Source organism: Pseudomonas sp. LjRoot71, from assembly GCF_964253255.1.
Taxonomy (GTDB): domain Bacteria; phylum Pseudomonadota; class Gammaproteobacteria; order Pseudomonadales; family Pseudomonadaceae; genus Aquipseudomonas.
On the sequence record NZ_CAXURA020000001.1, the window covers coordinates 1,575,458 to 1,600,477 of the forward strand.

Below are 25,020 nucleotides of genomic sequence, written 5' to 3' on the forward strand. Positions count from 1 at the left end.
CACTGTTAGGTTGGAGCCCTTGCAGCACTAGGCCTCCAGCCCAATCAAGCATAAATTTTGACGCCAAAATCTAAGCGTATGCGCTTTACTCGATAAGAGCCTGCTCGTGCACCGATCCCGTACGGCGCATGAGCACCGAACAGGCCACGCCGGAGACCTTCACTTTGTACCTGACCCGTATTCTGTTTATGCGCACACCTCGACACCTGCTCTTCAGTGTATTGCTCGCACTCCTGCCGGCACTGGCTCGCGCCGAAGCGAGCACGCCGGACAGCCCCACCCTGCGCGCCAATCAGGTTGCCCATGTGGTCCACGGCATCCTCAGCTATGCCCGCTGGCCGCAGCAACACGACACCCTGCGCCTGTGTGTGATTGCGCCGACTGAATACACCGACCAGCTGTGGCAAAACCACGAGCTGGAATCGCGCCAGCCGGTGCAGGTGCGCCGCTTGCTGGTAGACAGCCCGCAGCTGGAAACCGAGTGCGAAGCCGTCTACCTCGGCGTGATTGCGGAGAATCAGCGTCTCGAACTGTTCAACCGTCTGGTCGGCAAACCGATCCTGACCATCAGTGAAAGCAGCAAGGCCTGCAGCGAGGGCAGCCTGTTCTGCCTGAACATCAGCGATGAGCATGTCGCCTTCAAGGTCAACCTCGATGCTGTCGCGCGCAGCGGCATCCGCATTCACCCCAATGTGCTGCAACTGGGCAAACGCGCAGGGCCGCAGCCATGAACCGCAGAAAGCCACAAGCCTCCCAGCAACGCCCAAGCCTGCGCCGCCTGCTGCATCACGCCCACCTGCGCGTGGCCCTGCTGGCCATGGGCCTGACCAGCCTGTCGCTGACCCTGGTCAGCCTGCTGGCGCTGAGCACCTATGCCGGCCACAACCTGCAACTGATTGCCCGCTCGCTGGCCTACACCCTGGAAGCCGCCGTGGTGTTCAACGACCGCGTGGCCATACAGGAAACCCTGGAGCAGATCTGCAAGACCGAAGAAATCGCCACGGTGGCTGTCTTCGACGATACCGGCAGCCTGCTCGCCAGCCTGGATACCCCCAGCAACAGCATGCTTAGCAGTGCCGAACAGTCGATTGCCCGCCTGCTGCTGCCGGAGATTGTCGTCCAGCCGATCATCTACCAGGGCCAGCAGATCGGCGCGCTGCACCTTCGCGGCCAGGGCACCACCCTGTTGCGCTTCCTGTTCTTTGGCCTGCTCGGCCTGCTCGCCAGCCTGGCGCTCAGCGCCCTGGGCGCGACCTATGGCTCCAAACGCATCCAGCGCGCCATCACCGGCCCACTGCGCAACTTGTCAGAGGTGGCGCACAGTATTTCCGTGGACCGCACCTTCAACCAGCGCGTGCCGGCCACCCATATCGCCGACCTCAACGAACTGGCCGAAGACTTCAACGCCCTGCTCGATCAACTTGAAGCCTGGCAGCACCAGCTGGAGCGCGAGAACGCCTCGCTGGCGCACCAGGCCAGCCACGACGCGCTGACCGGTTTGCCCAACCGTGCCTTCTTCGAATCTCGCCTGCTCGGCGCCATGCGTGAAGCCCGCGATAGCCAGACGCAAATGGCCGTGCTGTTTCTCGACAGCAACCGCTTCAAGGAAATCAACGACCAGCAAGGGCACGCCGCCGGCGATGCCGTGCTGATCGCTATTGCCCAGCGCCTGCGCGCGCAACTGCGCGAAGGCGATATCGTCGCCCGCCTGGGTGGCGATGAATTCGCCGTGCTGCTCAAGCCCATTCATCACGAAGACGATGCCGTGCTGATCGCCGACAAGATCATCGACAGCATGCACGCTCCCATCGCCTTGCCCGAGGGCGGCAGCATCACCACCTCCCTGAGCATCGGCATCGCGCTGTACCCAGAGCATGCCGACAACCCCGAAGCGCTGGTGCATGAGGCGGATGTTGCCATGTACCACGCCAAACGCAGCCAGGGCGGACGCACCATGGCCAAAAGCCAGGACCCTCTGCCCCAGTAAACAAGGAGCTTCACTTTGCGCAGCTTATTGCGATTGATCTTTATCAGCGTGCTCGGTGTGGCACTCCTCAGCGGTTGCCAAAGCACCCCCAAGGGACTCAGCGCCGAACAGGTCGCCCTGCTCAAGAGCCACGGATTCCAGTGGACCGAGGACGGCTGGGAACTGGGGCTTTCCGGCAAGGTACTGTTCGATACCGACTCCGAGGTGGTGTCCAGTGCCAGCACCGCACAATTGACGAAAATCACCCAGGCGCTGCTCGGCGTCGGCATTCAGCAGGTACGCCTGGAAGGCCACACCGATAACGTCGGCCAGCCGGCCTACAACGAACAGTTGTCGCTGCGCCGCGCCAAGACGGTGGCGGCCGTGATGCAAGGTGCGGGAATGGATGCGCGGCTGATTACCACCAGTGGCCTGGGGCAGAGCAAGCCGATTGCCGACAACAACACCGCCGAAGGACGCAGCGAAAACCGCCGCGTGGCGATTATCGTCAGCACGCCCTGATCAGGTTCTGGCGGGGAACTCAGCACACAGCGCGGGCGGCGTCAGCTGCTGCTCACGCCAGGTGAACGCCACCGGCCACAACTGCTGGTCAATCTGCGCCGCCTGCCACAGCTCGGCAAAGCTGCGCTGCTGCGCCGGGTGCAGGGTATCTGGCGCCAGCAGAGCCAGCGGCCAGAGGACGAAGGCGTTTTTCAGAATTTCCGCACGCGGCAGGATCAGGCCATCGAAGTTGCCGACCAGATCGCCATACAGCAGCACGTCGATGTCCAGCGGCAGGCCCTTGCGCTCTGGCGCATAGCGACCGTTATCAGCCTCGATGAATTTCAGCCGACGGTCCAACTCACCCAGTGGCAACGCGCTGTAGCCGGCCACCACCAGATTGAAGAACGGTCCGCTCTTGATGCCGACCGCCTGGCTTTCGAACACCGGTGAGCAGCGCATCTCACTGAGCAGCTCGGCGAGCGCCTCCAGGCCGGCGCACAGGTGCGCTTCGCGGCCGATATTGCTGCCCAGGCCAAGCAGAACGGGAGTTAGCGACATCCGCGCTCGATCTCCACGCCTACCCCACCACTGGCCGCAGGCACCGCGCCGGGCTTGGTCAGTTTGAGCCGCACCCAGGGAATCTGGAACTCCGCCATAAGCAACGTGACCAACCGCTCGGCAAAGGTTTCCACCAGAATGAACTGCGATTCGCTGGCAAACGCCTGGATGCGTTGCGAGACGCGGGCGTAATCCAGCGCCTTGTCCAGGTCATCGCCTGCGGCGGCAGGGCGGTTGTCCCAGCCCAGGTACAGATCCAGACGCAGGCACTGGCGAATGGTGCGCTCCCAGTCGTAGGCACCAATCACCGTGTCGACTTCCAGACCCTCGATAAAAACTGTGTCCAAGCACGCTCTCCGTGGCACGACAAGGCTGTCGCACCTAGTTAGAATCAGGGCTCCCTCGCCCGGAATGGATACCATGTTTTGGCTGTTGGCGACCCTCGCCTACCTGCTCGGCTCGCTGTCCTTCGCCATTCTGCTCAGCCGCCTGGCCGGCGGACCGGATCCTCGCGCCAGTGGTTCGGGCAATCCCGGGGCCACCAACATGCTGCGCGTCGCCGGCAAACGCCTGGCCATCCTCACGCTGCTCGGCGATTTGTGCAAAGGCCTATTGCCAGTGCTGGCTGCCAACTTGCTCGGCCTCGACACCCAGCAGCAGGCCTGGATCGGCCTCGCCGCCGTGATCGGCCATCTCTACCCGCTGTATTTCCGTTTCCAGGGCGGCAAGGGTGTGGCCACTGCCGCCGGCATGCTGCTCGGCCTCTACCCGCCGGCCGCCCTGTTGGCACTCGCCGCCTGGGCCCTGACCTTCGCGTTGACCCGCACCAGCTCGCTGGCGTCACTGATCGCCACACCACTGACCCTGCCACTGCTGGCCTGGCAGCAACCAGCAGCCTTGCTGCCGATGTGCGCCCTTACCGGTCTGATCGTCTGGCGCCATCGCGGCAATTTACGCGATCTGTTCGCCGGCCGTGAGCGGCATTTCTAACGCCACAACCTGAATCTGGCTCATCATGCCGCCGCTTATAGCGCTGGCAGCTGCTCCATCGGCCAGCGCGCCTGCACTTTGATCGCCAGATCTTCGTGCTGCCCCGCCAGCAAACGCTGACAGCCGGCATAGGCGATCATCGCGCCGTTATCCGTACAAAACGCCGGACGCGCATAGAACACCGCCCCCTTCAACTCGCTGAGCATCTGTTCCAGTGACTGGCGCAGCGCCTTGTTGGCACTCACACCGCCAGCAATCACCAGGTTGTTCAGACCGGTCTGCTTGAGCGCACGCTTGCATTTGATGGTCAGGGTCTCGACCACCGCCTGCTGAAACGCCAGGGCGATGTCACAACGGGTCTGCTCGGAGTGATCCCCTTCAGCCTGGCACTGCTGCCAGGTATTCAGTGTAAAGGTCTTCAAACCACTGAAGCTGAACTCCAACCCAGGGCGGTCAGTCATCGGCCGCGGGAATTTGAAGCGCCCCGGCGTGCCATTCAGCGCCAGACGGGCAATCTCCGGCCCACCGGGGTATTGCAAGCCCATCAGTTTGGCCGTCTTGTCGAAGGCCTCACCTGCCGCGTCATCCAGGGACTCGCCAAGCAACTGGTACTGGCCAATGCCATCCACACGCACCAGCTGGGTATGCCCGCCCGACACCAGCAAGGCGACGAACGGAAAGGCCGGTGGCTGTTCTTCCAGCATCGGCGCCAGCAGGTGACCTTCCATATGATGCACGCCCAACGCCGGGATATCCCAGGCAAACGCCAACGCCTGGGCGCAAGAAGCGCCAACCAGCAAGGCACCGACCAGGCCAGGGCCTGCGGTGTACGCAATGGCATCGATGTCAGCCTTCTCCTTGCCAGCCTCGTCCAGCACCTGACGAATCAGCGGCAGCATGCGTTTGACATGGTCGCGCGAGGCCAACTCAGGCACCACGCCGCCATAGATACGGTGCAGATCGATCTGACTGAACAGCGCGTCCGCCAGCAGGCCGCGCTCGCTGTCATACAGCGCGACACCGGTTTCGTCGCAGGAGGTTTCCAATCCCAGAACCAGCATGGGCAGTGCCTTGTAGTAGTGTGTGCAACTTCGAAGGCGCGCATGATAATGGCCGCTGGCGCGAGCCGGCCAGCGCTTTTCGATCAGAGGCTTTGCATTCCTCGCGATGAGGCGGTAACATCCGCAACCCTTAAAAACCTACGTTCTCCAGCGCCAAATGCCAGGAGCAACGTTACCCCCGGTAATAAAGAAGGTACGCCCTGGATGCCAGCCGTCAAAGTTAAAGAGAACGAACCCTTCGACGTAGCTCTGCGTCGTTTCAAGCGCTCCTGCGAAAAAGCCGGTGTTCTGGCTGAAGTTCGCAGCCGTGAATTCTACGAAAAGCCAACTTCCGAGCGTAAGCGCAAAGCAGCTGCTGCTGTTAAGCGTCACGCCAAGAAAGTGCAGCGCGAGCAGCGCCGCAGCGTTCGCTTGTACTAAGCAGCGGGCTCACGCCCACACGCTAGTTACACGCGCACTGCCTGATACCCGGCTTCGGCCGGGTTTCGCTTTTAGACTCCGCGCCACCCTTGGGTGACGACCGGAGTCTTTTAGTTTTTGCCCTGACCTGTTCTGCCCCAACGCATAACAGTATTCTGAGCGCCTATGGCCGGCCTGATCCCACAGTCTTTTATCGATGACCTGCTCAACCGCACCGACATCGTCGACGTGGTCGCTTCGCGCATCCAACTGAAAAAGGCCGGCAAGAACTACACCGCCTGCTGCCCCTTCCACAAAGAAAAAACCCCCTCGTTCAGCGTCAGCCCGGATAAGCAGTTCTATTATTGCTTTGGCTGCGGCGCCGGTGGCAACGCTTTGGGGTTTGTCATGGATCACGACCAACTGGATTTTCTCCAGGCCGTCGAGGACCTGGCCAAACGCGCCGGTATGGAAATACCGCGCGAGGAAGGCACGCGCAGCAACAAGCCACGCCAGCCAACCGACTCACCACTTTACCCCCTGCTGACCGCCGCCACCGAGTTCTACAAACAAGCACTGAAAAGCCACCCACAGCGCAAAGCGGCGATTGAGTACCTGAAAGGTCGCGGCCTGTCCGGCGAGATCGCCCGCGACTTCGGCATGGGCTTCGCCCCGCCCGGATGGGACAACCTGCTCAAACAGCTTGGGGGCGACAGCCTACAACAGAAGGCCATGATCGATGCCGGCCTACTGATCGAAAACGCCGAAACCAAACGGGTTTACGACCGCTTCCGCGACCGCATCATGTTCCCGATTCGCGACAGCCGTGGCCGCGTGATCGCCTTTGGCGGCCGAGTACTGGGCGACGAAAAACCGAAATACCTGAACTCCCCGGAAACCCCGGTTTTCCATAAAGGCCAGGAACTGTACGGCCTGTTCGAGGCGCGCAAACATAACCGCGACCTCGACGAGATCATGGTGGTCGAAGGTTACATGGACGTCATCGCCCTGGCCCAGCAAGGCCTGCGCAATGCCGTGGCCACCCTCGGTACCGCCACCAGTGAAGAACACCTCAAGCGCCTGTTCCGCCTGGTGCCCAGCGTATTGTTCTGCTTTGACGGCGACGCCGCCGGACGCAACGCCGCCTGGCGCGCCCTCGAAGCCACCCTGCCGAACCTGCAGGACGGCCGCCGCGCGCGCTTCCTATTCCTGCCCGACGGCGAAGACCCCGACACCCTGGTACGCAGCGAAGGCACTGACGCCTTCCGCGCACGCATCAACCAGCACGCTCAACCCCTGGCCGATTACTTCTTCCAGCAACTCAGCGAAGAAGCCGACCCGCGCTCTCTGGAAGGTAAAGCGCACCTGATGACCCTCGCCGCACCGCTGATCGACAAGATCCCCGGCAACAACCTGCGCACCCTGATGCGCCAGCGCCTGAGCGAGATTACCGGACTGTCCGGCGAAGCCATGCAGCAGATGGCACCCAGCGCACGCAGCAGCCAGCCCAACCACAACAGCGCACCACCAAGCGATCACCCGAACTACGCCGACATCCCCGACAGCGCCTATTACGATGTCGAGCCACACAACAACGAATACGAAAACCCGAGCCCTGCGCCGACCTTCGAGCGCAACCCAGGCAAAGGGAACTGGAAAAAAGACGGCGGCAAGTGGAGCAAGAAAGGCTCGGGCGACTTCACCCCGCGCGCACCACGCACCGCCGTCAGCGTCGAATCGCCGCACCTGAGCGCCCTGCGCACCCTGCTGCACCACCCGCAACTGGCGCAGAAGGTTGAGGATGTCAGCCACTTTGCCGCCGAAGACGACACCTACGCGCAACTGCTGGTCGCCCTGCTCGGCGCCCTGCAAAAGAACCCCGGACTACGCTCACTGCAACTGATTGCACGCTGGCACGGTACGGAACAGGGCCGCCTGCTGCGCGCCCTGGCAGAAAAGGAATGGCTGATTTCGGCCGACAACCTTGAACAACAGTTTTTCGACACTATAACTAGTCTTGTAGCCCGCCAACGCGAGCGCAGCTTGGAACATTTGCTGCGCAAAGCCCGTCAAAGCGAGTTGAGCGCAGAAGAGAAAGATCAGCTGCGCAGCTTGCTGAGCCGTAATGCATCACCGGTAATCCCGAGTCCAACTGGCGCTTAGGGGTGTTACTCGGGTATAATCCGCGGCTTGTTTTTTGCCCGCCAAGACCTTCAGTGGATAGGGTGTTATGTCCGGAAAAGCGCAACAGCAGTCTCGTTTGAAAGAATTGATCAGCCGCGGTCGTGAGCAGGGTTACCTGACTTACGCGGAGGTCAATGACCACTTGCCGGAGGATATTTCCGATCCGGAACAGGTGGAAGATATCATCCGCATGATCAACGACATGGGGATCAACGTATTCGAGAGTGCTCCGGATGCGGACGCCCTGTTGTTGGCGGAAGCCGACACCGACGAAGCAGCCGCTGAAGAAGCCGCTGCCGCACTCGCGGCCGTTGAAACCGATATCGGCCGCACCACCGACCCCGTGCGCATGTACATGCGTGAAATGGGTACCGTGGAGTTGCTGACCCGCGAAGGCGAAATCGAAATCGCCAAACGCATCGAGGAAGGCATCCGCGAAGTCATGGGCGCAGTGGCTCACTTCCCCGGCACTGTCGACAGCATCCTGGCCGAGTACACCCGCGTCACCACCGAAGGTGGTCGCCTGGTCGAAGTCCTTAGCGGCTATATCGACCCGGATGACGGCAGCGTACCCGCCGAAGCAGCCGCACCTGTCCCAGCCGCCGACGGTGATGCCGCTGACGACAAGGACGATGACGAAGAAGACGGCGACAGCGACGACGAGGAAGAAGAAGGCGACGGCGGTCCGGATCCAGAAGAGGCTCTGCGCCGCTTCACCGCGATTGGCGAAGCCCTTGAACTCGCCAAGAAAGCCCTGAAAAAGCACGGCCGCAACAGCAAGCAAGGCAATGCCGCGCTGAAGGACATGGCCGAGCTGTTCATGCCGATCAAGCTGGTGCCCAAGCAGTACGACGCGCTGGTTGTGCGTGTGCGCAGCTCCCTGGAGCGTTTGCGCGCCCAGGAACGCGCCATCATGCAGCTCTGCGTACGTGATGCCCGCATGCCGCGCGCCGACTTCCTGCGCCTGTTCCCCGGTAATGAAGTTGACCAGACCTGGGCCGAGCAACTGGCCAAGGGCAAGGCCAAGTACGCCGAAGCCATCGGCAACCTGCAAGCCGACATCCAGCGTTGCCAGCAGAAGCTGTCTGCCCTGGAAGCCGAATGCGAGCTGAGCCTGGCTGAAATCAAGGACATCAACCGTCGCATGTCGATCGGCGAGGCCAAGGCCCGCCGCGCGAAGAAAGAGATGGTTGAAGCGAACTTGCGTCTGGTGATCTCCATCGCCAAGAAGTACACCAACCGCGGCCTGCAATTCCTCGACCTGATCCAGGAAGGCAACATCGGCCTGATGAAGGCGGTGGACAAGTTCGAATACCGTCGCGGCTACAAGTTCTCGACCTACGCCACCTGGTGGATTCGTCAGGCGATCACTCGCTCGATCGCCGACCAGGCGCGCACCATCCGTATTCCGGTGCACATGATCGAGACGATCAACAAGCTCAACCGTATTTCCCGGCAGATGCTGCAGGAAATGGGTCGCGAACCGACCCCGGAAGAGCTGGGCGAGCGCATGGAGATGCCTGAGGACAAGATCCGCAAGGTACTGAAGATCGCCAAAGAGCCGATCTCCATGGAAACCCCGATCGGTGACGACGAAGACTCGCATCTGGGCGACTTCATCGAGGACAGCACCATGCAATCGCCAATTGACGTGGCGACCGTGGAAAGCCTCAAGGAAGCCACCCGCGAAGTGCTCTCCGGCCTCACCGCCCGTGAAGCCAAGGTGCTGCGCATGCGCTTCGGCATCGACATGAATACCGACCACACCCTTGAGGAAGTCGGTAAGCAGTTCGATGTAACCCGCGAGCGGATTCGTCAGATTGAAGCCAAGGCGCTGCGCAAGCTGCGCCACCCGACGCGAAGCGAGCACCTGCGCTCCTTCCTCGACGAGTAAAACCAAAACCCCCGGCCCTGCCGGGGGTTTTGCATTATGGCCACCTACCCAGGCCGGCAGGGCAGGTCTACACTTTTCCCATTGCCCATAAGAACGAGCCCGCCCATGTCGCGCGTTTCGGCCACTCTCCTGTTGTGTCTGGCTTGCTGGTCCCTGCCCGCAGTCAGCCTGGAACTGACCGCCGAGGAGCAGGCGTGGCTGGCAGCACACCCTGAACTCAGCCTCGGGGTCGATCACAACTGGCCGCCTTATGAATTCATCGATGACAACGAACGCTACCAAGGCCTGGCTGCCGATTACGTCGAACTGCTCGAACAACGCCTGCCGATCAAGCTACGCCCCGCACCCGCACGCAACTGGAGTGAAGTACTGGCTGATGCTCGAACCGGCAAGATACAGCTGCTACCCAGCCTGATGGCCACACCGGAGCGCCGCCAGTACCTGACCTTCACCCGCCCCTACCTGGACTTCCCGATTGTCATCCTGACCCAGGAGCAAGGCCCGCAACCGCGCAAACTACGTGAGCTGCAAGGATTACGGGTGGCGGTGGTTGACAGCTATGCCACCCACGAACTGCTGCGTGAAAAACACCCCGAGCTGCGCCTCTGGCCTCGGCCGAACGTCGCCGCAGCGTTACAGGCCCTGGCCGCCGGCCAGGCCGATGCCATGGTGGGCGATCTGGCCTCCAGCGTCTGGCACCTGCGCCAACTCAAGCTCGACGGCATCGTTATCAGCGGACAAACCCCTTACCGTTACCAACTGGCCATGGCCGTACCCAAGGATCAGAGCACCCTGGCCGGGATCATCGACAAACTGCTCGGCGAGCTTACGTCCACCGAAATTGCCGAGATCGAACAGCGCTGGATGGGTGACCCTATTGATCAGCGGCCCTTCTGGCGCAGCCTGCTGCTGTTCGGCCTGCCCGGGCTGCTGGCAGCCCTGCTGATCATCTTCAGCATCCTGCGCATCAATCATCGCTTGCGCAGCGAAATGAATCGTCGCGCCACACTGGAAGATGAGCTGCGCAACAGCGAACAACACTATAGGGGGCTGGTGGAAAGCCTAAACGCTGTTGCCTGGCAGATGGACTTGCACGACTACCGTTTCACCTACGTCGCCCCCCAGGCGGAAAAACTGCTTGGTTACCCCGCACAGGACTGGCTGCAGCCGGGATTTATCGAGCGCGTCCTACACCCCGATGACGCCAGTCGCACCCTCGACTATTGCCGCAGTGAAACCGAGGCTGGCCGTGATCACAGCATGGACTACCGCATGCTGGCCGCAGATGGCCGTGAAGTCTGGGTGCGCGACATCATCACCCTGTCGCCTGCAAACGGCAGGCAGATGCTGCGTGGCCTGCTGATCGACATCACCGAAACCAAACGCACCGAGCAAGCCTTGGCCCTGTCCGAGCAGAAGTTCGCTTCGGTGTTCCACAACTGCCCGGATATCATCGCCCTGCTCAGTGCTCAGGATGGTCGCCTGCTGGCCATCAACAGCACCTTCGAGCAGCAATTCGGCATCAGTGCCAACGAAGCCATCGGCCGCACCACGTCGGAGCTGGACCTGTGGATCGAGCAAGGCAGCGGCCCGCGTATTCTGCAACGGCTGCTTGTGGGCAACTCGCACAATATCGAAGGCACCTTCCGCCGCCGCGATGGCAGCCAGTTCACGGCACTGATCTCGGCGCAGAAAGTCACCCTGGATAACAACAGCACCCTGGTCGTCGCCGCCCGCGACATCAGCGAACTGAAGGACACCCAGCGACGCCTGCAACTTTCCGAAGACAAATTCGCCAAAGCCTTCCATGCCTCCCCTGACGGACTGCTGATCACCCGCCTCAGCGATGGCCGGTTGCTCGACGTCAACGAAGGATTCAGCCGCATCACCGGCTACAGCATGGATGAAGCCACCGACAGCTCAACCCTGCAACTGGGCATCTGGGCCAACCCGGATGACCGCACGCAGATGATTGCCCAGGTGCAACAGCACGGCTACGTGAAGGACTTCCGCGCCCTGATCCGCACCCGAAACGGCAACATGCGCACCTGCGAAATGTCGGTGCAGCCGATCCCCATCGAAGGCGAAACCTGCATGCTGACCATCGCCCGCGACGTCACCGAACGCGAGCAAATGCAGGAAAATCTGCAACAAGCGGCCACCGTCTTCGAAAGCACCGCCGAAGGCGTGATGATCACCGACCTGCAACAGCGCATCACCGCAGTCAACCGCGCCTTCACCACCATCACTGGCTACAGCGAAGCCGAAGCCCTCGGTCAATCACCGCGCCTGCTGGCCTCCGGCAACCACGACAGCGCTTTCTACGCCGCCATGTGGCATAACCTCAGCGCCTCGGGCCACTGGCAAGGCGAGATCTGGAACAAACGCAAGAATGGCGAGCTGTACCCCGAATGGCTGACCATCAGCGCGGTGCGTGACAGCAGCGAACACATCACTCACTTTGTCGGGGTCTTCGCTGACATCAGCTCACTCAAGCACGCCCAGGCGCGCCTGGATCACCAGGCGCACCACGACCCGCTCACCGGCCTGCCCAACCGCACCCTGTTCGAATCCCGTCTGCGCGCCGCTATCGAAGATGCCCTGCTCGACCAGCGCATGGGCGCCGTGCTGTTTATCGACCTCGACCGTTTCAAGCACATCAATGACAGCCTCGGCCATCCGGTCGGCGACCAACTGCTCAAGAGCATCGCCGAACGCCTCAAGGCCCACCTGCGCGACATCGACACAGTAGCGCGCCTGGGCGGTGACGAATTCATTATCCTGCTGCCTGGCCTGCAGCAAAAAGGCGATGCCGAGCTGGTCGCCCAGAAACTGCTCGATTGCTTCAACCAGCCCTTCCAGCTCGACGAACAGGAACTGTTTATCAGCGCCAGCATCGGCATCAGTCGCTACCCTGAAGACGGTCAGGATGTCGCCACTCTGGTGAAGAACGCCGACGCCGCCATGTACCGCTCCAAGGCTCGAGGCCGTAACCGCGTGGAGCTCTACACCCGCGATCTGACTTTCCAAGCCACCGAACGCATGGCCCTGGAACGTGAACTGCGCCGCGCAATCGAGCAGGAACAACTGCTGCTTTACTACCAACCCAAACGCTGCCTGAGCAGCAATCGCCTGATTGGCGCTGAAGCCCTGGTGCGCTGGCACCACCCACTATTCGGCGAAATTCCACCAGATCGCTTTATCCCGCTGGCCGAAGAAACTGGCTTGATCATCGCCCTCGGCGACTGGGTACTGCGCCAGGCCTGCTGGCAGATGCAACAGTGGCAGCAGCAACACGCGCCCTTCGGCCCGCTGTCGGTCAACCTCACCGGCGTACAACTGCGCCAACCGCACCTGCTGCTACGCATCTCCAGCCTGCTGGAAGAACACCACTTGCCGGCCGAGTTGTTGCAACTGGAAATCACCGAAAGCTTCATCATGAATCAGGCCGAAGAAGCCCTGAACCTGCTGCACCAGCTCAAACAACTCGGCATCCAGTTGGCCATTGACGACTTCGGCACCGGCTACTCTTCCCTCAGCTACCTAAAACGCCTGCCAGTCGGCACCCTGAAAATCGACCAATCCTTCGTCCGCGGCTTGCCCAATGACAGCAACGACGTCGCTATCGTGCGCGCCATCATCGCCCTGGGCCGCAGCATGCAGCTGACCGTCATCGCTGAAGGCGTGGAAACCAAAGCCCAGGAATTGTTCCTCGCCGCCGAAGGCTGCGAACAGATCCAAGGCTTCGTCATCAGCCGAGCGATCCATGCGGACGCCTTCGCACAAAACTTCCTCACCCCGCGCCATTCGGTTGGCGCTGCCGAGAAGGCACCGGTATAATCCGCCCGCCTCTGAGGGCCCATAGCTCAGTTGGTTAGAGCAGAGGACTCATAATCCTTTGGTCCACGGTTCTTATGTGGTATGGAGCCAAGGGTGGTATTTGAACCGTAGATTTGATAGCTTCAATGACGTTTTTGGGCCTCTAGCTCATGTTGGTTAGAGCAGCGGACTTAACAGATCAGCACCTAAATCCTCTGGGGCATGGTGCTGAACAAATGGGTTGCCTTGGGGTAAGTTAACTCTGCCCCTTGGTAGAATCGCTCAAATTCGGGGAAGCCTCTGCATTAGCGTGGTAATCCCGAGCCAAGCCTCGAATAATCGAGGAAGGTGTAGAGACTGTACGGGCGGGCCGAAAGGTAAGAGACAGTCCAGACCACAAACCCGAAAGGGGCAGTGAAAACTGAAGTGGTAAGCATAATCCGTTGGTGCCCGGTTCGACTCCGGGGAGGCCCACCAATCCTAAAGCCAGACCACCAGGTCTGGCTTTTTCATTTCCCCCCCTGGGCAAGCGCTATTTGACCGAGATTAGCCGCAATGTGACCACCAGAGGGCCCACGAACTATTTTCAGTCATAACAGTGACGCCAAGCTCATCAGCTACCTGCCCCAACTCACCGGAATGGCCTGGCCAAGAATATTTTCCTGATTTTTTTTGACACCTCAAGCGCCGCATCTATCCTGAAAAAAGGTGTGGTATTTGGAAGTGGTGCTTATGAAAAATTTCATCCTGGTCGAAGCACCGCACACAAGTGAAGCGCACTACCTCCTGCTCCACCTTGACCCATGCATAGCCGATAAGGATCGGGAGTTCAGGCCATTTACCCACTACACAATCTGGCTAGCCCGAAGAGGTTACGCCTATAACACGGCGAAGCTATACGCCGAGCATGTTGGCCGATTCATCGATTACGTGTACGAGGCCTCAAAAACCCAGTTTCCACCAGATGTCGAAGTAACCATTGAGACCATCATCTACAGCTATCAGGCTTACCTGCTGTTCGGTAAAAACGCAACAAACCCTATCGCCCACAAACTGGCCGAAAGTCTCGGAAAAGAGACACTCACGAGCCATAACTCACTTTCCCAGACCATAGAGGTATCTATTCGGTGGTTTCTCCAAGTCCTGGAAAAGAAAGACAACGGCATTCTTGACCACTTATTCAGTCCGTTTTATCTAAATCGCAGCGAATATCGAAGTCAGTTCGAGATTTCAGCGCAAATGGCAAATTCCTGGCTGGCCGCCGTTATGCGCAACGCGCTCAGCTCTGTCCTACCAAAGCGCAGGAAAGACAAACTGTTTCCTCAGGCAAAACGTAGGGACAGGAAAAATGATAAACAAGCATACAAGACCACTGCTTACCCTATAGAACTGTCAGTCGATTTAATCAGGCAGGCAAAGCCTCCCAAATCGAAAACCTTTTACAGAGACATGACATTCTACGCCTTGCTTGCAGCAACTGGCGCCCGCACAAGTGAAGCTCTTCAGATCAGAATAACTGACATTAATAGCGATAAATTTGAAGTATTCCTTCGCGACCCCTTTGCCCGTAAGACAACCGGAATTACTGAAGCCGAGTACAAGCTTCTTTCATGGAAAGGCCGGGAAACTGAACTGACTTTCATGATTGAACCATTCGCAAGCATATTCTGGGAAAGTCTTGAGAAATATTTAACCCTTGAATATAACTCTAGCGTTACTCATGACTTTGTCTTTCAGGACTATAACGGCAGACCCTTCTTCGCTAGTGACAGAAGCAGTCGAGACAAAACTTTCAAACAGTACGCCAAAAAAGCAGGATTACTGGAATTAAGTGGAATAAGTCCACACTCGCTTAGGCACATGTACGGAACTTACACACTGAATTACATGCCCGTACCAGGACAAAGCATCCCTGGCCTACCTATCACCTATGTCAAAATTCTAATGGGTCACTCAAACGTTACTTCGACAATGAAATATGCAAAGCACGATACCGACATGATCGATGCTTACATACAACATGCGAACCAGTACGTAACACAGCGCGGCGAAGATTCATTTAATACAATCCGCGAAAATTACCACACAAGACAGCTTGAGATATTGAGGCAAGAAGCCAGAAGAATTAATGGTACTCAAGCATGATTAATATCACAAAAGATATAGTCATCATCCAGTCTGGAGCGGCTCTAGAGAATTCAATAAAAATCGCGATAAGCAAAGCTAAAAGCTGTGTATGCAAAGAGCTATACCAACTAAATAGCATACCCCCAAGCAAAGTCACAAGCTCAACTCGCAATGAATTTTATAACGCCTCAATAGTAAGATTATTCGAGGATCACATAAGCCCTACTAATGCGCCCCAATATAACGAGACGTGGGTAAAAAACGCTCATAAGTGCACAAAAAAAACGCCTGAAGCCAGCATTGCCAAACAGGTAGTCGTGAAGAGTGCTCATGACTGGCTCAATAAATCGTCTCTAGAACGACTGACCAGAGACTGCTTGTTGATTCTTCATTTTCTTTGGCAGGAGAAAGCAGTTCTTCTTCCAGTTGACATGATTAGACCAGTAGTTGGCGACCTAAAGGAAAAAAACTCGAACAATTATGAGTTTGCAGCACCATATTATACAGAAGTTCTGGCACTTGTTAGAGCACCTTTTTTATCCAACGCCACACATAAGGATATCCCGGACATTACCTCGGTAATGAAACCCAGTGCGCTCAGGAACTTTGACTGGTATGCATGGCGCATGATCAGATGCTCTGACTGGCATAAAATCGAAGACATTAATCCACACGATATCTCAGCCATCGCAGAGCACCTTAATCGAACGCGCAACGGCGACGTGAACTGGTTTAAATACCCAATAGCCCCAGTTGCATTTTGGCAATACATCCAATTGCTCTACCCACAAAGGTGCCAGCAGGATGCAACAAGCACACCAATTAGGAATCACCAAAGGGCAACTAAGAAAGCTCTACTATCTGGAGAATTCGCGCTCTCTGATAAGCACAAAGAAATTGTTAAATGTTGGCTAGGATACCAAGATAAATTTGTTCAGCTACAAAAATCTCGCGGCATCAAGACATACAATACGTACGCTAAAAGCCTCACAAATCTCAATACATATTTGTTCGGCGAACTTCCTGCCATAGGCATAACACCACCTTATCCAAAGCAGTTCAATCGAAAACATATAGAAGGCGATCAACACGAGGGATTCCTAAGCTATCTGCGAAAAGGGAGATCGAACTCGTCTATCCAAAATATTCTCTACAAAATTGATTCATTTTTTGATTACTTGAATGTAAATTCAAGCGCAGACAAAAACCTGTCCGGATTCATCAATCCGATATCTGAAGTCGACTATCCAATTGTCAAAAAACCGTCCAGCTCAACCAAAGCCGCATTTGAATCAGGGCATTTTCCACACTTATTACAATATTGTTACGCCATTGAATCATTCGGTACTTATCTAGCTGATAAAGTTCATGACGAGCAAATAGATCTTTTCTCCCACAAATATAGGGCAGTTAAAAACCCTAACAACTGGAATGATGCTCAAAAAATCATAAGCACTGAAAAGTTTGGATATGTTCCTATTGTATTTTATCGAAACCCACTATTCGACCCAGCAGAACCCAAGTCCAAGACTAATAGCCCAGTAAAGTACGAAGCACTGCGTCTAATCCCAAGATTTACCCTGCCAATAATTGAGCATGCTGTAGAGCGAAATGGAAAATGGGTCTTTTATCCGCAGCTAACCTATATCCGGCATAATGTTATCGCGCTGGAAACTGGAATCAGAAGTATTCATATACGCTGGCTTGATAAACGCACCTATGATAGAGGCATTGATCGTTCGAAGAGGCTACCTCCCCTATGCAATCTGCATATCAATACAGACAAAGTTAATAACCCTTGGGATGCCAAGGTTTCTAAAAACGTTATTGAGGTTTTAGACCGCCACAAAAATATGCTGCCTTGGTTTAACGAACCTAATCTTGATGAAGAGGTTTGGTATGACTACCATGAGGGCAGTGAATTCGGAAAGATAGTTCCAATATTCCGCAAGGGAGGAGAGCCAGGTGTACTGAGAGCAGGGGGATACGCAAATTATTTTAAAAAGCTAATTTACTCTTTTGATCTATTTTGCCGCTTTCAACTAGGTATTGCCACTACAAATAAGATGCCAGAAGCACTTAGCAAACTAGAAACCATTGACAACCCTTGCGACTATTTAACCGCATTAAAGCTTACCGAAGTTGCTTGCGAATTTATTGAACATACCCCTCACTCCTGCCGGGTATCAGTAGTATCTGAGCTCATTAGGATCTTGCCCCCACATATCATTGGCATGTACATCACTGGCCAGGCAACGGTAGAGCATGTCATATATTACGCTAAACTTGATCCCGCATACCTAAAAATTATGGGTGAGTATCAACAAATCAGCATAGAGCAGGGTTGGTTGCTTGAACGCCCAGCAATGTCTACTATCAAGGCTGAAGACATAAATTCCAAGTTGCAGCAGGCATTTCGTCGAGATAAGGAGAAATCTTTAATTGACTTCGGTGCTATCTCATTCGACCGCGAAACCAAGAATGATGTACGGTCGGGTATAAAGGCCGCAAGGCAGCGCCCGATTGATTCACTGGCTTTCATGCCAACTCACATCTGCGTATTTGGTAACCAATGCCCACCGGATGTTATCGACGATCTGGGTGCCATACCAGGATTGAGTACGCCTTGCGGTGGCTGCTACTACTCAATCAAAACTGTCGACCACTTGCCCAGAATTCATGGTCTTATCCGCGTATATACTGACGAGTGTTGCGAGCTTGAAAGCCACATAGCCGAGGCCAAAAAAAATGGCGCTTCGACAGAAAGTCTAGTTCAGAAAGCCAACCGCCGTAAATTTTTGGCTTCAGAGATCATATCATGGAGCATTACCGCTCACTGTCTTGAGCAAATGTATAAAGAGATCAAAACACGCTCTAGCTTCTTGGTAGAAAAGCCTGAAATCGTATCGGAGCACTTGGAGCGAATAGTATTGGAAGACCACACATTATCCAATCTTATTGCACGAACTACGGAAGCCAAGTCTCATGCGGAATTTTTCACACCACAGTTAAAACAGCAGATCCTCTTTGCCAGGAATAAGCTCCTCGCATTTACTGGAGACTTTAATCGAATGCTGCAAGAGGCTCCTTCTGGATTTACCCTGATCGACGAATTTAGGGGATTGATTCGATCAGCCTGTGAAGTCCTGGGGCTTTCACTGCATGACCTAAGCGATGCCATGAAAAACCCCATGACCCTTGAGTATCCTGATTTAATTCTGAAACTAATATCGAGTACCAAGGAAACTTCAGAATGAGCAAGGGTGCTAAACAAGGGCAAAATCGTTTTGCAGACGCCCAGAAGCGCCATCAGGATTACCGAACAACTCGAATAAAAGATGAGGTGATACCCAAGCTTAAAGCCTTTGTTGGCAAAGCTACATTTAGTGGAGTTACGCCTTTCTCTAGATTCTGCGCCGAACTTTACAACGACGGACTTCCTGTAAACGAAAAGAAAATTGGCTATAGAACCCTTGTACAGAGCACTCAATACTGGACGCTGATCGGGCCAATCTATTACAAGAATTGGGACTCCGATGTAAACATGGAATCTAAGAAAGACAAGCTTGTAGGGAGGCTAGCTACACAGCGAGCAGACCGGCTACAAACAGATTTAGAAAGGTTGAAAAAAGAGATTCAGGCTCTTCAAGCAGCCCTCCGCTGCCATGGTGCCTCGCTCCCCCCACTACCTGATTCAAAACATAGCGATCAAGAGTTCATGACAAAGTTCGATAAAACATGTCGTGTACTAAAACTGGTGTTAGACACTAGCGACGGTATGTTTACGGTTGATACGGATGCTACAAAAATAAGTTGCGCATATAACGACCTTGAGCCTTTGGAAGGACTTGCACCAAAGGAGCTTATCGAACCCTTTGTCCTTTGGCTTAAAGATAAAGAGAAAAACCATGGCGCCTAGTAACCAGAAGAGCTCTCCATTCGAGCGGTACAGGGCCTACGTCTTACAATTGGAACAAGCCGGGAGAAAATTCCCAGTAAATCAATTTGGTGACGTAAATTTCAGCAAGGTTGCAGATGAGTGTGGTAATCGCCGGCAATGGTTCTCTGAGAACGCCAAGAAGGTTTTCACTGAGCGCGAGGAACCCCTTGAGAAGATTATCCAAGCTGACATCCGGCGCGTAGGTAGTGAGTTCGTTGCAGCAAAAGATCCAGAGTCGGCTCTATTGGACTTGGCAGAGTCAAAAGGGCGTGAAGCTTCCCTGTTGCGAAACCTGCTTGATCAGAAATCGAAAGAGAACGATTTGCTTCGTCAGCAAGTTGAAAGATTGACGGTCGAGATCAGGACTTTGCAAGGAAGTGTCAACGAACTAACCAGCCAGCAAGAATTGATGCTGGACTCAGGCAGAGTATTCATTTTGTGAGCGTCCTGTCAGGCGTAATCCAAGTCACGTCTGTTAAACTCGGCAGCTTCGGGGGTGCCATTTTTTCCGGACGGATAATCGGCGAACATCGTATCTACACTTGCAAAGTCAACTACAAACTGATCACGCGTGCCCCACAGCCAGGTGAATGCTGGCAACTGGAAGGCTCCATTGTCGGTCATGACCAGTTCACCAACTTCGTGCAGGTGAACAGATGCCACATCGTAAATCTCCCTGTCGCCGCGTACCTGGAGCGCCTCCTCGTAAAACATCCGACGTTTAGAGGATTGTCTTTCGGAAAAGCCAAAGTCCGCAAACTGTTGAGGGAATTTTCAGCTGAAAATCTGGTGCAGATACTCAACGCTGGAAAAGTTACCCATCTTGCAGAAGTAATTAATCCTAACCTAGCAAAGAGTATTGTAAACGCTTGGCTCACACTGAAAAACGAAGTCGCAACCGTTGAATTCCTTATGCGGCATGACTTCCCCCCAGACCTGGCAAAAAGCATTATCAAGGTTTGCAAGACAAATACTGTCGAGCGCCTTCAGCAAAACCCTTACAGCCTCATAGCGTTCCATGGCCTACACGAAAACCTCTGGAGAACCATCGAATCTGCGGCCTTAAGATTGGGTATCGCACGCGACGATCCAAGGCGACTATCTGGAATTGTTGAGCACTTTCTTCTCAGCCGTCTCGACCATGGGCACACAGCTTGTCCCATAGACGATGTTAGATCTGGGATTTCGGCCTATCTTCAAACGAACGATCTTACGGAGAAAGCCATAACCTGCGCTCTAGAACGGCGCGCCATTTGCGTCAAAAAGCTGAACGGGACAACTCTTTTGCAACCTTTGGGCGCAGCTATCATCGAGAGCCAGGTTGAGCAACGCTTCAGAGAGCTGGTTGCAACTCCGCACACTCTATTGCACAGATCTAACAGCCAGGTTGCTGAAGCCATTCAGTCTTACTGCAAACTGCATAGCGAGCTTCACGGCTATAGCCTCGCCGAAAAACAGAAGCAGGCAATAGGAATGGCTTTAACAAACAGAGTCAGCACCCTCACCGGATTTGCCGGCACGGGAAAAACAACGGTTCTCAAGGCCATTGTCGATATCACCTCGTCATACCGTACCGTCTATGTGTTGGCGTTGAGCGGAAAAGCCAAAGAAAGGGCAAGGGAGGCAACTGGGCAGGAGGCATATACGATTCATAGTTTCTTGGCCCAAGTGAACGACGAGCACTCAAAGATTTCCACTGGAGGGGATCCGCTCGTGATAGTAGATGAAGCTAGCATGGTTGATGTCGCGCTGATGCTGAAGCTACTGAAGGCTTTCAGAAACAATGCGTTCTCACTGCTTCTGGTAGGAGACTCCGGCCAATTATCCCCCGTCGGGTTTGGGATTTGCTTCCACATCCTAGCAAAGTCGTCACTGATTCCCTCCACGCAGCTGAACCAGGTACATCGGACGACTGCCGATAGCCTGCTGCAACAAGTAGCGATGAAGGTTCGCATAGGAACCCTGCCAGAGCTTCCCATCTGGAATATGGAAAAGGATGGCGTCTACCTGGTTCCCTGCACTAATAAGTCCGATCTACTGAGAGAGCTGACGAAGATAAAACGGTTTCTCCCTGACTCTCAGATCCTGACCCCTCATATGTCCGAGCGTATGCCGGACTCAGCTCATCTGATCAATAACAGCCTTCAAGCAGACCGCCAGAACGCATTCGAAACGCCAGGAATATGGATGGGAAAGTACTGGCTGCGAGTTGGCGACCCTGTGATCATCACACAGAACAGCTACGAACATAACCTGTTCAACGGCAATACCGGACTCATGACAGACCTAGTAAACACTGATGATCAATCTAGCGGTGTTTTCTCTTTCAATGGCGAGATCTACACTCTTTCAAGAGCAGATTTGTTCTTGCTCGGGGTGAAGCTTGCCTATGCGATATCCATTCACAAATCCCAGGGAAGCGAATACCAAACGTCAATCATCTGCTCTCTTACCAACAGTGATTTCGTCGAGCGCAGCATGTTCTACACCGGGCTTACTCGCGCTAAGCGCCTGGTTTTAATACTGAGCACGCAAGAGATATGTGAACGGAGTGTGGCCCGCCCTAATCGCAGTGACATGCTTTGTGTAGGATTCGCGCTATAAAGTGCCAACGCATCCCACAAGCCCAGTCAAAGACCATCTCCGTCAGCGCCTAAGCATATTGGGCAGTGGGCCATTAGCCAAAGAGCAGCGCCTAGCTAACCGGAGAGAAGCAGCCGAATAGCTCAATCAGTCCTCACCTTTACCCAATACCGGTACACCGTTGTACGGCCCACGCCCAGCTTGCGAGCAATTTCTTCCTTGCTCACGCCTTCGCCTTGCAGGCGGATCACGGCATCACGAGTGCTATCAGCCCTTTGCCCCTTGACCCCTCGCCTTACATATTCCTTATCAACTGGCTCAAGCCTACCAGCAGCCAGCAACGCCCCAACCCTCGCATTGCTCACAGCAAGCTGTTCTTCAACCCTAAGGTCAGACATGCGTGCTTCAACAACCAGAAGTACATCGGCCAACGCCACACCCAACACCTCACAAAGACCAACAAGGGTGTCGATCCTGATTGCAACCAAGCCGTTCTCGACCTGACTCAAATTCGAGATAGTGAGAATTTCAACGCATTCGCTGCGCCTGATACCGGCCCGCAATCGAATATTTCGAAGCACCCGTCCCAAAACCTTTTCGTACTGCATTTTTCTTTGAGCCCAAAACTGAGCATCAGAGCAGCTTTGACGTACCATATAGTTACCGCTTACGATAACGATATGGAACTGATCGTATCACAGAAGCCCGTCAATAAATGCCATTTGAAATTTCATGGCGTAGGGCTGCCGGTTCAGATTTATGGATCAAACCGACCCGAGAGCGCTCACTAGCAGAGCAGCGGTAAGCCGCGAGCTTCAGCTCCACGGGATAGCGAAAATTTAAATCGAGGCATGAACAGCATGAGCGAGAGAGCACAGACAGAGACTGTCTTGTTTACATCTTCATCACCAAAGAATTGGTGCCTCACGAGGCGCGGCGATCTGCCTTGGATGTGCCTGACCATAGCTCGCACTGACAATCAAATGGTTGTCGGGTCAATCGATACTAATGATGTAGATAAAATTAAAGAGTCTATTTCATCATCAATTGATCGATTATTTATTAAAGCGATACATATTCTTGTGCCGACTAGTAGCGGAATTACATCTGCCGAAGTTTTAGATTTGGTTGAGGCAAGATTTAATGGCGCTGTGGCTTTCCATTGTTTGGTAACTAAATTCGGGGCGACTCAGATAGATGGCACATTGGATTTGCTGCCTCACCAAACGGAAGATTGCACTTATACCTCTATCTATAAGAAAAACTCACTACCAAGTGGACATAAAGGTGAACGATGATGCGTGGGATTAATAAAGTCCTAGATCTGCTTTATGGCGATGGCTTACCGATGCCAGGCTTCCAAATGAGCAAAAATGATGCGGTAAGAATCGTCCGCGAACGCTACCCGTATGCAGAGTACTGCCTTATTTCTGATTGGTGCTGGATAGATCTCGACGTCACCCCAGCTCAACTCAACGAGCTAACTAGAACCAACCGGCAACCAGTCGTGATCTACGCCGATACCGTAATTTACGATAGTCGACGTCGATGGGATGTGGGTGACTTTGTCCGGACAAGTTATCTCCATCAATTAGAAGATGAATTCTTCTTCAAGACGCTAAACTCGATCTACATCCTCGTTGGTGACGGCATAAGAAAACGAGCCTCTCTTGAAGTTCTCGGACGCATTTTTTGATGCCGATAAGCAAACTATCGAGACGCACTAAGCTGCGCCTGCTTAAAGCACAAAGCGCACAGTTTTCATGGCGAGTCACTGGATACCTGACAGATGTACATGTCTACGCAAGATCGGCAATTGGCTGCGTATTCAGCCATCAAGGCACTCGAAAAACATTCAGAGAGGGAGCCACAATCCGCACGTCAGATATAATACATATCCAACACGAAGCAGGCTTTTGGGTTCTACACACCACAAGCGGTAGTTTCTACGTCATCGCAACTTTTGACAGCAAAATCGGTTGGTACTCGCTGATGCAGTTCAACTCCTCGGGGCAGGCCAAGTTTCGCTTGCCCCGCAGTCTATTGCACTGAAGTCCCTTGCTGGTCAACCTCGGCCTCTCAGCGTGGATCAGGCACCCGATTCAAATTCTTCCAAAAGATACAAAGCCGCTGCGCCGGCCAGGTTTACGCAGAGGCCAGCCTCGCTTTTCGTAGGAGAAATGGCATCCGATGCCGCACCATGCGCATCACCATGCTTGTTCCTCATATCACCTATACCCCAGATGATTGAGTTCAAACCCTCAATGGTTTTCTCGATAGGCTTTCCTTTTACCACTAAGCCTAGAGCATCAATTGCCTTACTGAATAGCTCTTTATTATTATCAGTCGGAATTCTGCCGCGCTGTTCAATGATCCACTTCAGCGTCGTTTCAAGGAGGGCTCTTGCCGCAGTGATCGCGCCGCTTGGATCTGTGACCCGCCGATTAAGTGCTTTTTCCCACTTTTCGCGAATGCTATGGCTTGAAATCCTCTCAAACAAGTCGGCTAAGGTTTCATCCACTGGTGTTGGTTGCCCCGAAAACTCTTGTAATTTGAGTACACCTTCATGGGTAAGCCCTCCTCTCACCAGTATTAGGTCATAATGACCGTTGCCAGAATAGTGCTCCTTATGGGGAATCATCTGTTCAATATAACCTAAACTCTGAGCATGGACGATTGCCTTGGCGAAACTTTGGAATCTGTTAATGTCGTCGAGTGATGGACTGTCTGACTTGAAGGACATCATGCCCGAATGAATCTTGCGAAGTACCTCATGCAACAATACATCCATGCTCATCGCGCTTACCTCTTATAGATCACCAACTAAAACTCACAAACCCTGCCCGAAAAACCGAAAAATCAGAATCTTATTTCCAAACAAGCTATTCCGAAGCAAATTTTAATGGGGTCAATGCACAAAACTAGATACGCACCGCCAGACACAAGGAATTTCTCCACGATAAGCCATGCTGTCAACGGAACCCTATCCATGACC

General features: G+C 54.6%; 20 protein-coding genes. 15 read left to right on the top strand and 5 right to left on the bottom strand.

Annotation, left to right across the window (positions count from 1 at the left end):
* The first annotated feature begins 188 nt into the window (after positions 1-188).
* From ACSQ17_RS07580 to ACSQ17_RS07590, 3 genes are read left to right on the top strand one after another with little or no spacing between them, the layout of a single operon-like run.
* The gene (locus ACSQ17_RS07580) at positions 189-731 is read left to right on the top strand and encodes a YfiR family protein (RefSeq protein ID WP_436070443.1); all 543 of its coding nucleotides are present in this window, start codon (positions 189-191) and stop codon (positions 729-731) included.
* The gene (locus ACSQ17_RS07585) at positions 728-1,987 is read left to right on the top strand and encodes a diguanylate cyclase domain-containing protein (protein ID WP_436068153.1); all 1,260 of its coding nucleotides are present in this window, start codon (positions 728-730) and stop codon (positions 1,985-1,987) included. The genes ACSQ17_RS07580 and ACSQ17_RS07585 overlap by 4 nt, the downstream gene beginning before the upstream one ends.
* Before the next feature lie 15 nt (positions 1,988-2,002).
* On the top strand, positions 2,003-2,488 hold the full coding sequence (locus ACSQ17_RS07590; protein ID WP_436068154.1) for an OmpA family protein: 486 nt from the start codon (positions 2,003-2,005) through the stop codon (positions 2,486-2,488).
* Here ACSQ17_RS07590 and folK read toward each other — a convergent pair whose 3' ends face one another.
* Together folK and folB are read right to left on the bottom strand one after the other, a co-directional pair.
* Complete coding sequence (gene folK, locus ACSQ17_RS07595) at positions 2,489-3,028, bottom strand: 2-amino-4-hydroxy-6-hydroxymethyldihydropteridine diphosphokinase (protein WP_436068155.1); 540 nt, start codon at positions 3,026-3,028, stop codon at positions 2,489-2,491.
* Positions 3,019-3,375, bottom strand: a complete 357-nt coding sequence (folB, locus tag ACSQ17_RS07600) for a dihydroneopterin aldolase (RefSeq protein ID WP_436068156.1) — start codon at positions 3,373-3,375, stop codon at positions 3,019-3,021. The genes folK and folB overlap by 10 nt, the downstream gene beginning before the upstream one ends.
* A gap of 73 nt (positions 3,376-3,448) precedes the next feature.
* Between folB and plsY the strand changes: the two genes are divergently transcribed.
* A complete protein-coding gene (plsY, locus tag ACSQ17_RS07605) occupies positions 3,449-4,018 on the top strand; it encodes a glycerol-3-phosphate 1-O-acyltransferase PlsY (RefSeq protein ID WP_436068157.1) in 570 nt (189 codons plus the stop codon).
* 35 nt (positions 4,019-4,053) lie between these two features.
* Here the strand turns inward: plsY and tsaD are convergent, their stop codons facing one another.
* Complete coding sequence (gene tsaD, locus ACSQ17_RS07610) at positions 4,054-5,079, bottom strand: tRNA (adenosine(37)-N6)-threonylcarbamoyltransferase complex transferase subunit TsaD (RefSeq protein WP_436068158.1); 1,026 nt, start codon at positions 5,077-5,079, stop codon at positions 4,054-4,056.
* A gap of 204 nt (positions 5,080-5,283) precedes the next feature.
* Here tsaD and rpsU point away from each other — a divergent pair, with 204 nt between their 5' ends.
* The 9 genes from rpsU (at position 5,284) to ACSQ17_RS07655 (ending at position 22,046) form a co-directional block, all read left to right on the top strand.
* Positions 5,284-5,499, top strand: coding sequence for a 30S ribosomal protein S21 (rpsU, locus tag ACSQ17_RS07615; protein ID WP_003296736.1), 216 nt, complete (start codon positions 5,284-5,286; stop codon positions 5,497-5,499).
* Positions 5,500-5,664: 165 nt separating this feature from the next.
* On the top strand, positions 5,665-7,641 hold the full coding sequence (gene dnaG / locus ACSQ17_RS07620; RefSeq protein WP_436068159.1) for a DNA primase: 1,977 nt from the start codon (positions 5,665-5,667) through the stop codon (positions 7,639-7,641).
* A gap of 67 nt (positions 7,642-7,708) precedes the next feature.
* Positions 7,709-9,556, top strand: a complete 1,848-nt coding sequence (gene rpoD / locus ACSQ17_RS07625; RefSeq protein ID WP_436068160.1) for an RNA polymerase sigma factor RpoD — start codon at positions 7,709-7,711, stop codon at positions 9,554-9,556.
* A 105-nt stretch (positions 9,557-9,661) separates the two neighbouring features.
* Positions 9,662-13,396: a bifunctional diguanylate cyclase/phosphodiesterase gene (locus ACSQ17_RS07630; RefSeq protein ID WP_436068161.1), complete on the top strand. Its 3,735-nt coding sequence runs from the start codon at positions 9,662-9,664 to the stop codon at positions 13,394-13,396.
* 711 nt (positions 13,397-14,107) lie between these two features.
* Positions 14,108-15,520, top strand: a complete 1,413-nt coding sequence (locus tag ACSQ17_RS07635; RefSeq protein WP_436068162.1) for a tyrosine-type recombinase/integrase — start codon at positions 14,108-14,110, stop codon at positions 15,518-15,520.
* Positions 15,517-18,759, top strand: a complete 3,243-nt coding sequence (locus ACSQ17_RS07640; protein WP_436068163.1) for a hypothetical protein — start codon at positions 15,517-15,519, stop codon at positions 18,757-18,759. Before ACSQ17_RS07635 ends, ACSQ17_RS07640 begins: the two co-directional genes overlap by 4 nt.
* Positions 18,756-19,421 (top strand): hypothetical protein, encoded by a 666-nt coding sequence (locus ACSQ17_RS07645; RefSeq protein ID WP_436068164.1) that lies wholly within the window; start codon positions 18,756-18,758, stop codon positions 19,419-19,421. Before ACSQ17_RS07640 ends, ACSQ17_RS07645 begins: the two co-directional genes overlap by 4 nt.
* Positions 19,411-19,884, top strand: coding sequence for a hypothetical protein (locus ACSQ17_RS07650; RefSeq protein WP_436068165.1), 474 nt, complete (start codon positions 19,411-19,413; stop codon positions 19,882-19,884). Before ACSQ17_RS07645 ends, ACSQ17_RS07650 begins: the two co-directional genes overlap by 11 nt.
* Complete coding sequence (locus tag ACSQ17_RS07655; RefSeq protein WP_436068166.1) at positions 19,881-22,046, top strand: AAA family ATPase; 2,166 nt, start codon at positions 19,881-19,883, stop codon at positions 22,044-22,046. Before ACSQ17_RS07650 ends, ACSQ17_RS07655 begins: the two co-directional genes overlap by 4 nt.
* 122 nt (positions 22,047-22,168) lie before the next feature.
* Here ACSQ17_RS07655 and ACSQ17_RS07660 read toward each other — a convergent pair whose 3' ends face one another.
* Complete coding sequence (locus tag ACSQ17_RS07660; protein WP_436068167.1) at positions 22,169-22,633, bottom strand: helix-turn-helix domain-containing protein; 465 nt, start codon at positions 22,631-22,633, stop codon at positions 22,169-22,171.
* A gap of 252 nt (positions 22,634-22,885) precedes the next feature.
* On the opposite strand from ACSQ17_RS07660, the gene ACSQ17_RS07665 reads away from it, so the two are divergent.
* Both ACSQ17_RS07665 and ACSQ17_RS07670 read left to right on the top strand, forming a co-directional pair.
* Positions 22,886-23,323 carry a hypothetical protein gene (locus ACSQ17_RS07665; RefSeq protein WP_436068168.1) on the top strand — a complete coding sequence of 146 codons (438 nt, stop codon included), beginning with the start codon at positions 22,886-22,888 and terminating at the stop codon, positions 23,321-23,323.
* Positions 23,323-23,721, top strand: coding sequence for a DUF6957 family protein (locus ACSQ17_RS07670; RefSeq protein ID WP_436068169.1), 399 nt, complete (start codon positions 23,323-23,325; stop codon positions 23,719-23,721). Before ACSQ17_RS07665 ends, ACSQ17_RS07670 begins: the two co-directional genes overlap by 1 nt.
* A gap of 393 nt (positions 23,722-24,114) precedes the next feature.
* Here ACSQ17_RS07670 and ACSQ17_RS07675 read toward each other — a convergent pair whose 3' ends face one another.
* On the bottom strand, positions 24,115-24,822 hold the full coding sequence (locus tag ACSQ17_RS07675; protein ID WP_436068170.1) for an abortive infection family protein: 708 nt from the start codon (positions 24,820-24,822) through the stop codon (positions 24,115-24,117).
* Positions 24,823-25,020 lie beyond the last annotated feature (198 nt).

Bases quoted from the DNA above. Each gene is read 5' to 3' on its own strand.
- ACSQ17_RS07580 (WP_436070443.1), top strand. From the start codon at position 189: ATGCGCACACCTCGACACCTGCTCTTCAGTGTATTGCTCGCACTCCTG.
- ACSQ17_RS07585 (WP_436068153.1), top strand. From the start codon at position 728: ATGAACCGCAGAAAGCCACAAGCCTCCCAGCAACGCCCAAGCCTGCGC.
- folK (WP_436068155.1), bottom strand. From the start codon at position 3,028: ATGTCGCTAACTCCCGTTCTGCTTGGCCTGGGCAGCAATATCGGCCGC.
- plsY (WP_436068157.1), top strand. From the start codon at position 3,449: ATGTTTTGGCTGTTGGCGACCCTCGCCTACCTGCTCGGCTCGCTGTCC.
- tsaD (WP_436068158.1), bottom strand. From the start codon at position 5,079: ATGCTGGTTCTGGGATTGGAAACCTCCTGCGACGAAACCGGTGTCGCG.
- rpsU (WP_003296736.1), top strand. From the start codon at position 5,284: ATGCCAGCCGTCAAAGTTAAAGAGAACGAACCCTTCGACGTAGCTCTG.
- dnaG (WP_436068159.1), top strand. From the start codon at position 5,665: ATGGCCGGCCTGATCCCACAGTCTTTTATCGATGACCTGCTCAACCGC.
- rpoD (WP_436068160.1), top strand. From the start codon at position 7,709: ATGTCCGGAAAAGCGCAACAGCAGTCTCGTTTGAAAGAATTGATCAGC.
- ACSQ17_RS07630 (WP_436068161.1), top strand. From the start codon at position 9,662: ATGTCGCGCGTTTCGGCCACTCTCCTGTTGTGTCTGGCTTGCTGGTCC.
- ACSQ17_RS07635 (WP_436068162.1), top strand. From the start codon at position 14,108: ATGAAAAATTTCATCCTGGTCGAAGCACCGCACACAAGTGAAGCGCAC.
- ACSQ17_RS07640 (WP_436068163.1), top strand. From the start codon at position 15,517: ATGATTAATATCACAAAAGATATAGTCATCATCCAGTCTGGAGCGGCT.
- ACSQ17_RS07645 (WP_436068164.1), top strand. From the start codon at position 18,756: ATGAGCAAGGGTGCTAAACAAGGGCAAAATCGTTTTGCAGACGCCCAG.
- ACSQ17_RS07650 (WP_436068165.1), top strand. From the start codon at position 19,411: ATGGCGCCTAGTAACCAGAAGAGCTCTCCATTCGAGCGGTACAGGGCC.
- ACSQ17_RS07660 (WP_436068167.1), bottom strand. From the start codon at position 22,633: ATGCAGTACGAAAAGGTTTTGGGACGGGTGCTTCGAAATATTCGATTG.
- ACSQ17_RS07665 (WP_436068168.1), top strand. From the start codon at position 22,886: ATGAGCGAGAGAGCACAGACAGAGACTGTCTTGTTTACATCTTCATCA.
- ACSQ17_RS07670 (WP_436068169.1), top strand. From the start codon at position 23,323: ATGCGTGGGATTAATAAAGTCCTAGATCTGCTTTATGGCGATGGCTTA.
- ACSQ17_RS07675 (WP_436068170.1), bottom strand. From the start codon at position 24,822: ATGAGCATGGATGTATTGTTGCATGAGGTACTTCGCAAGATTCATTCG.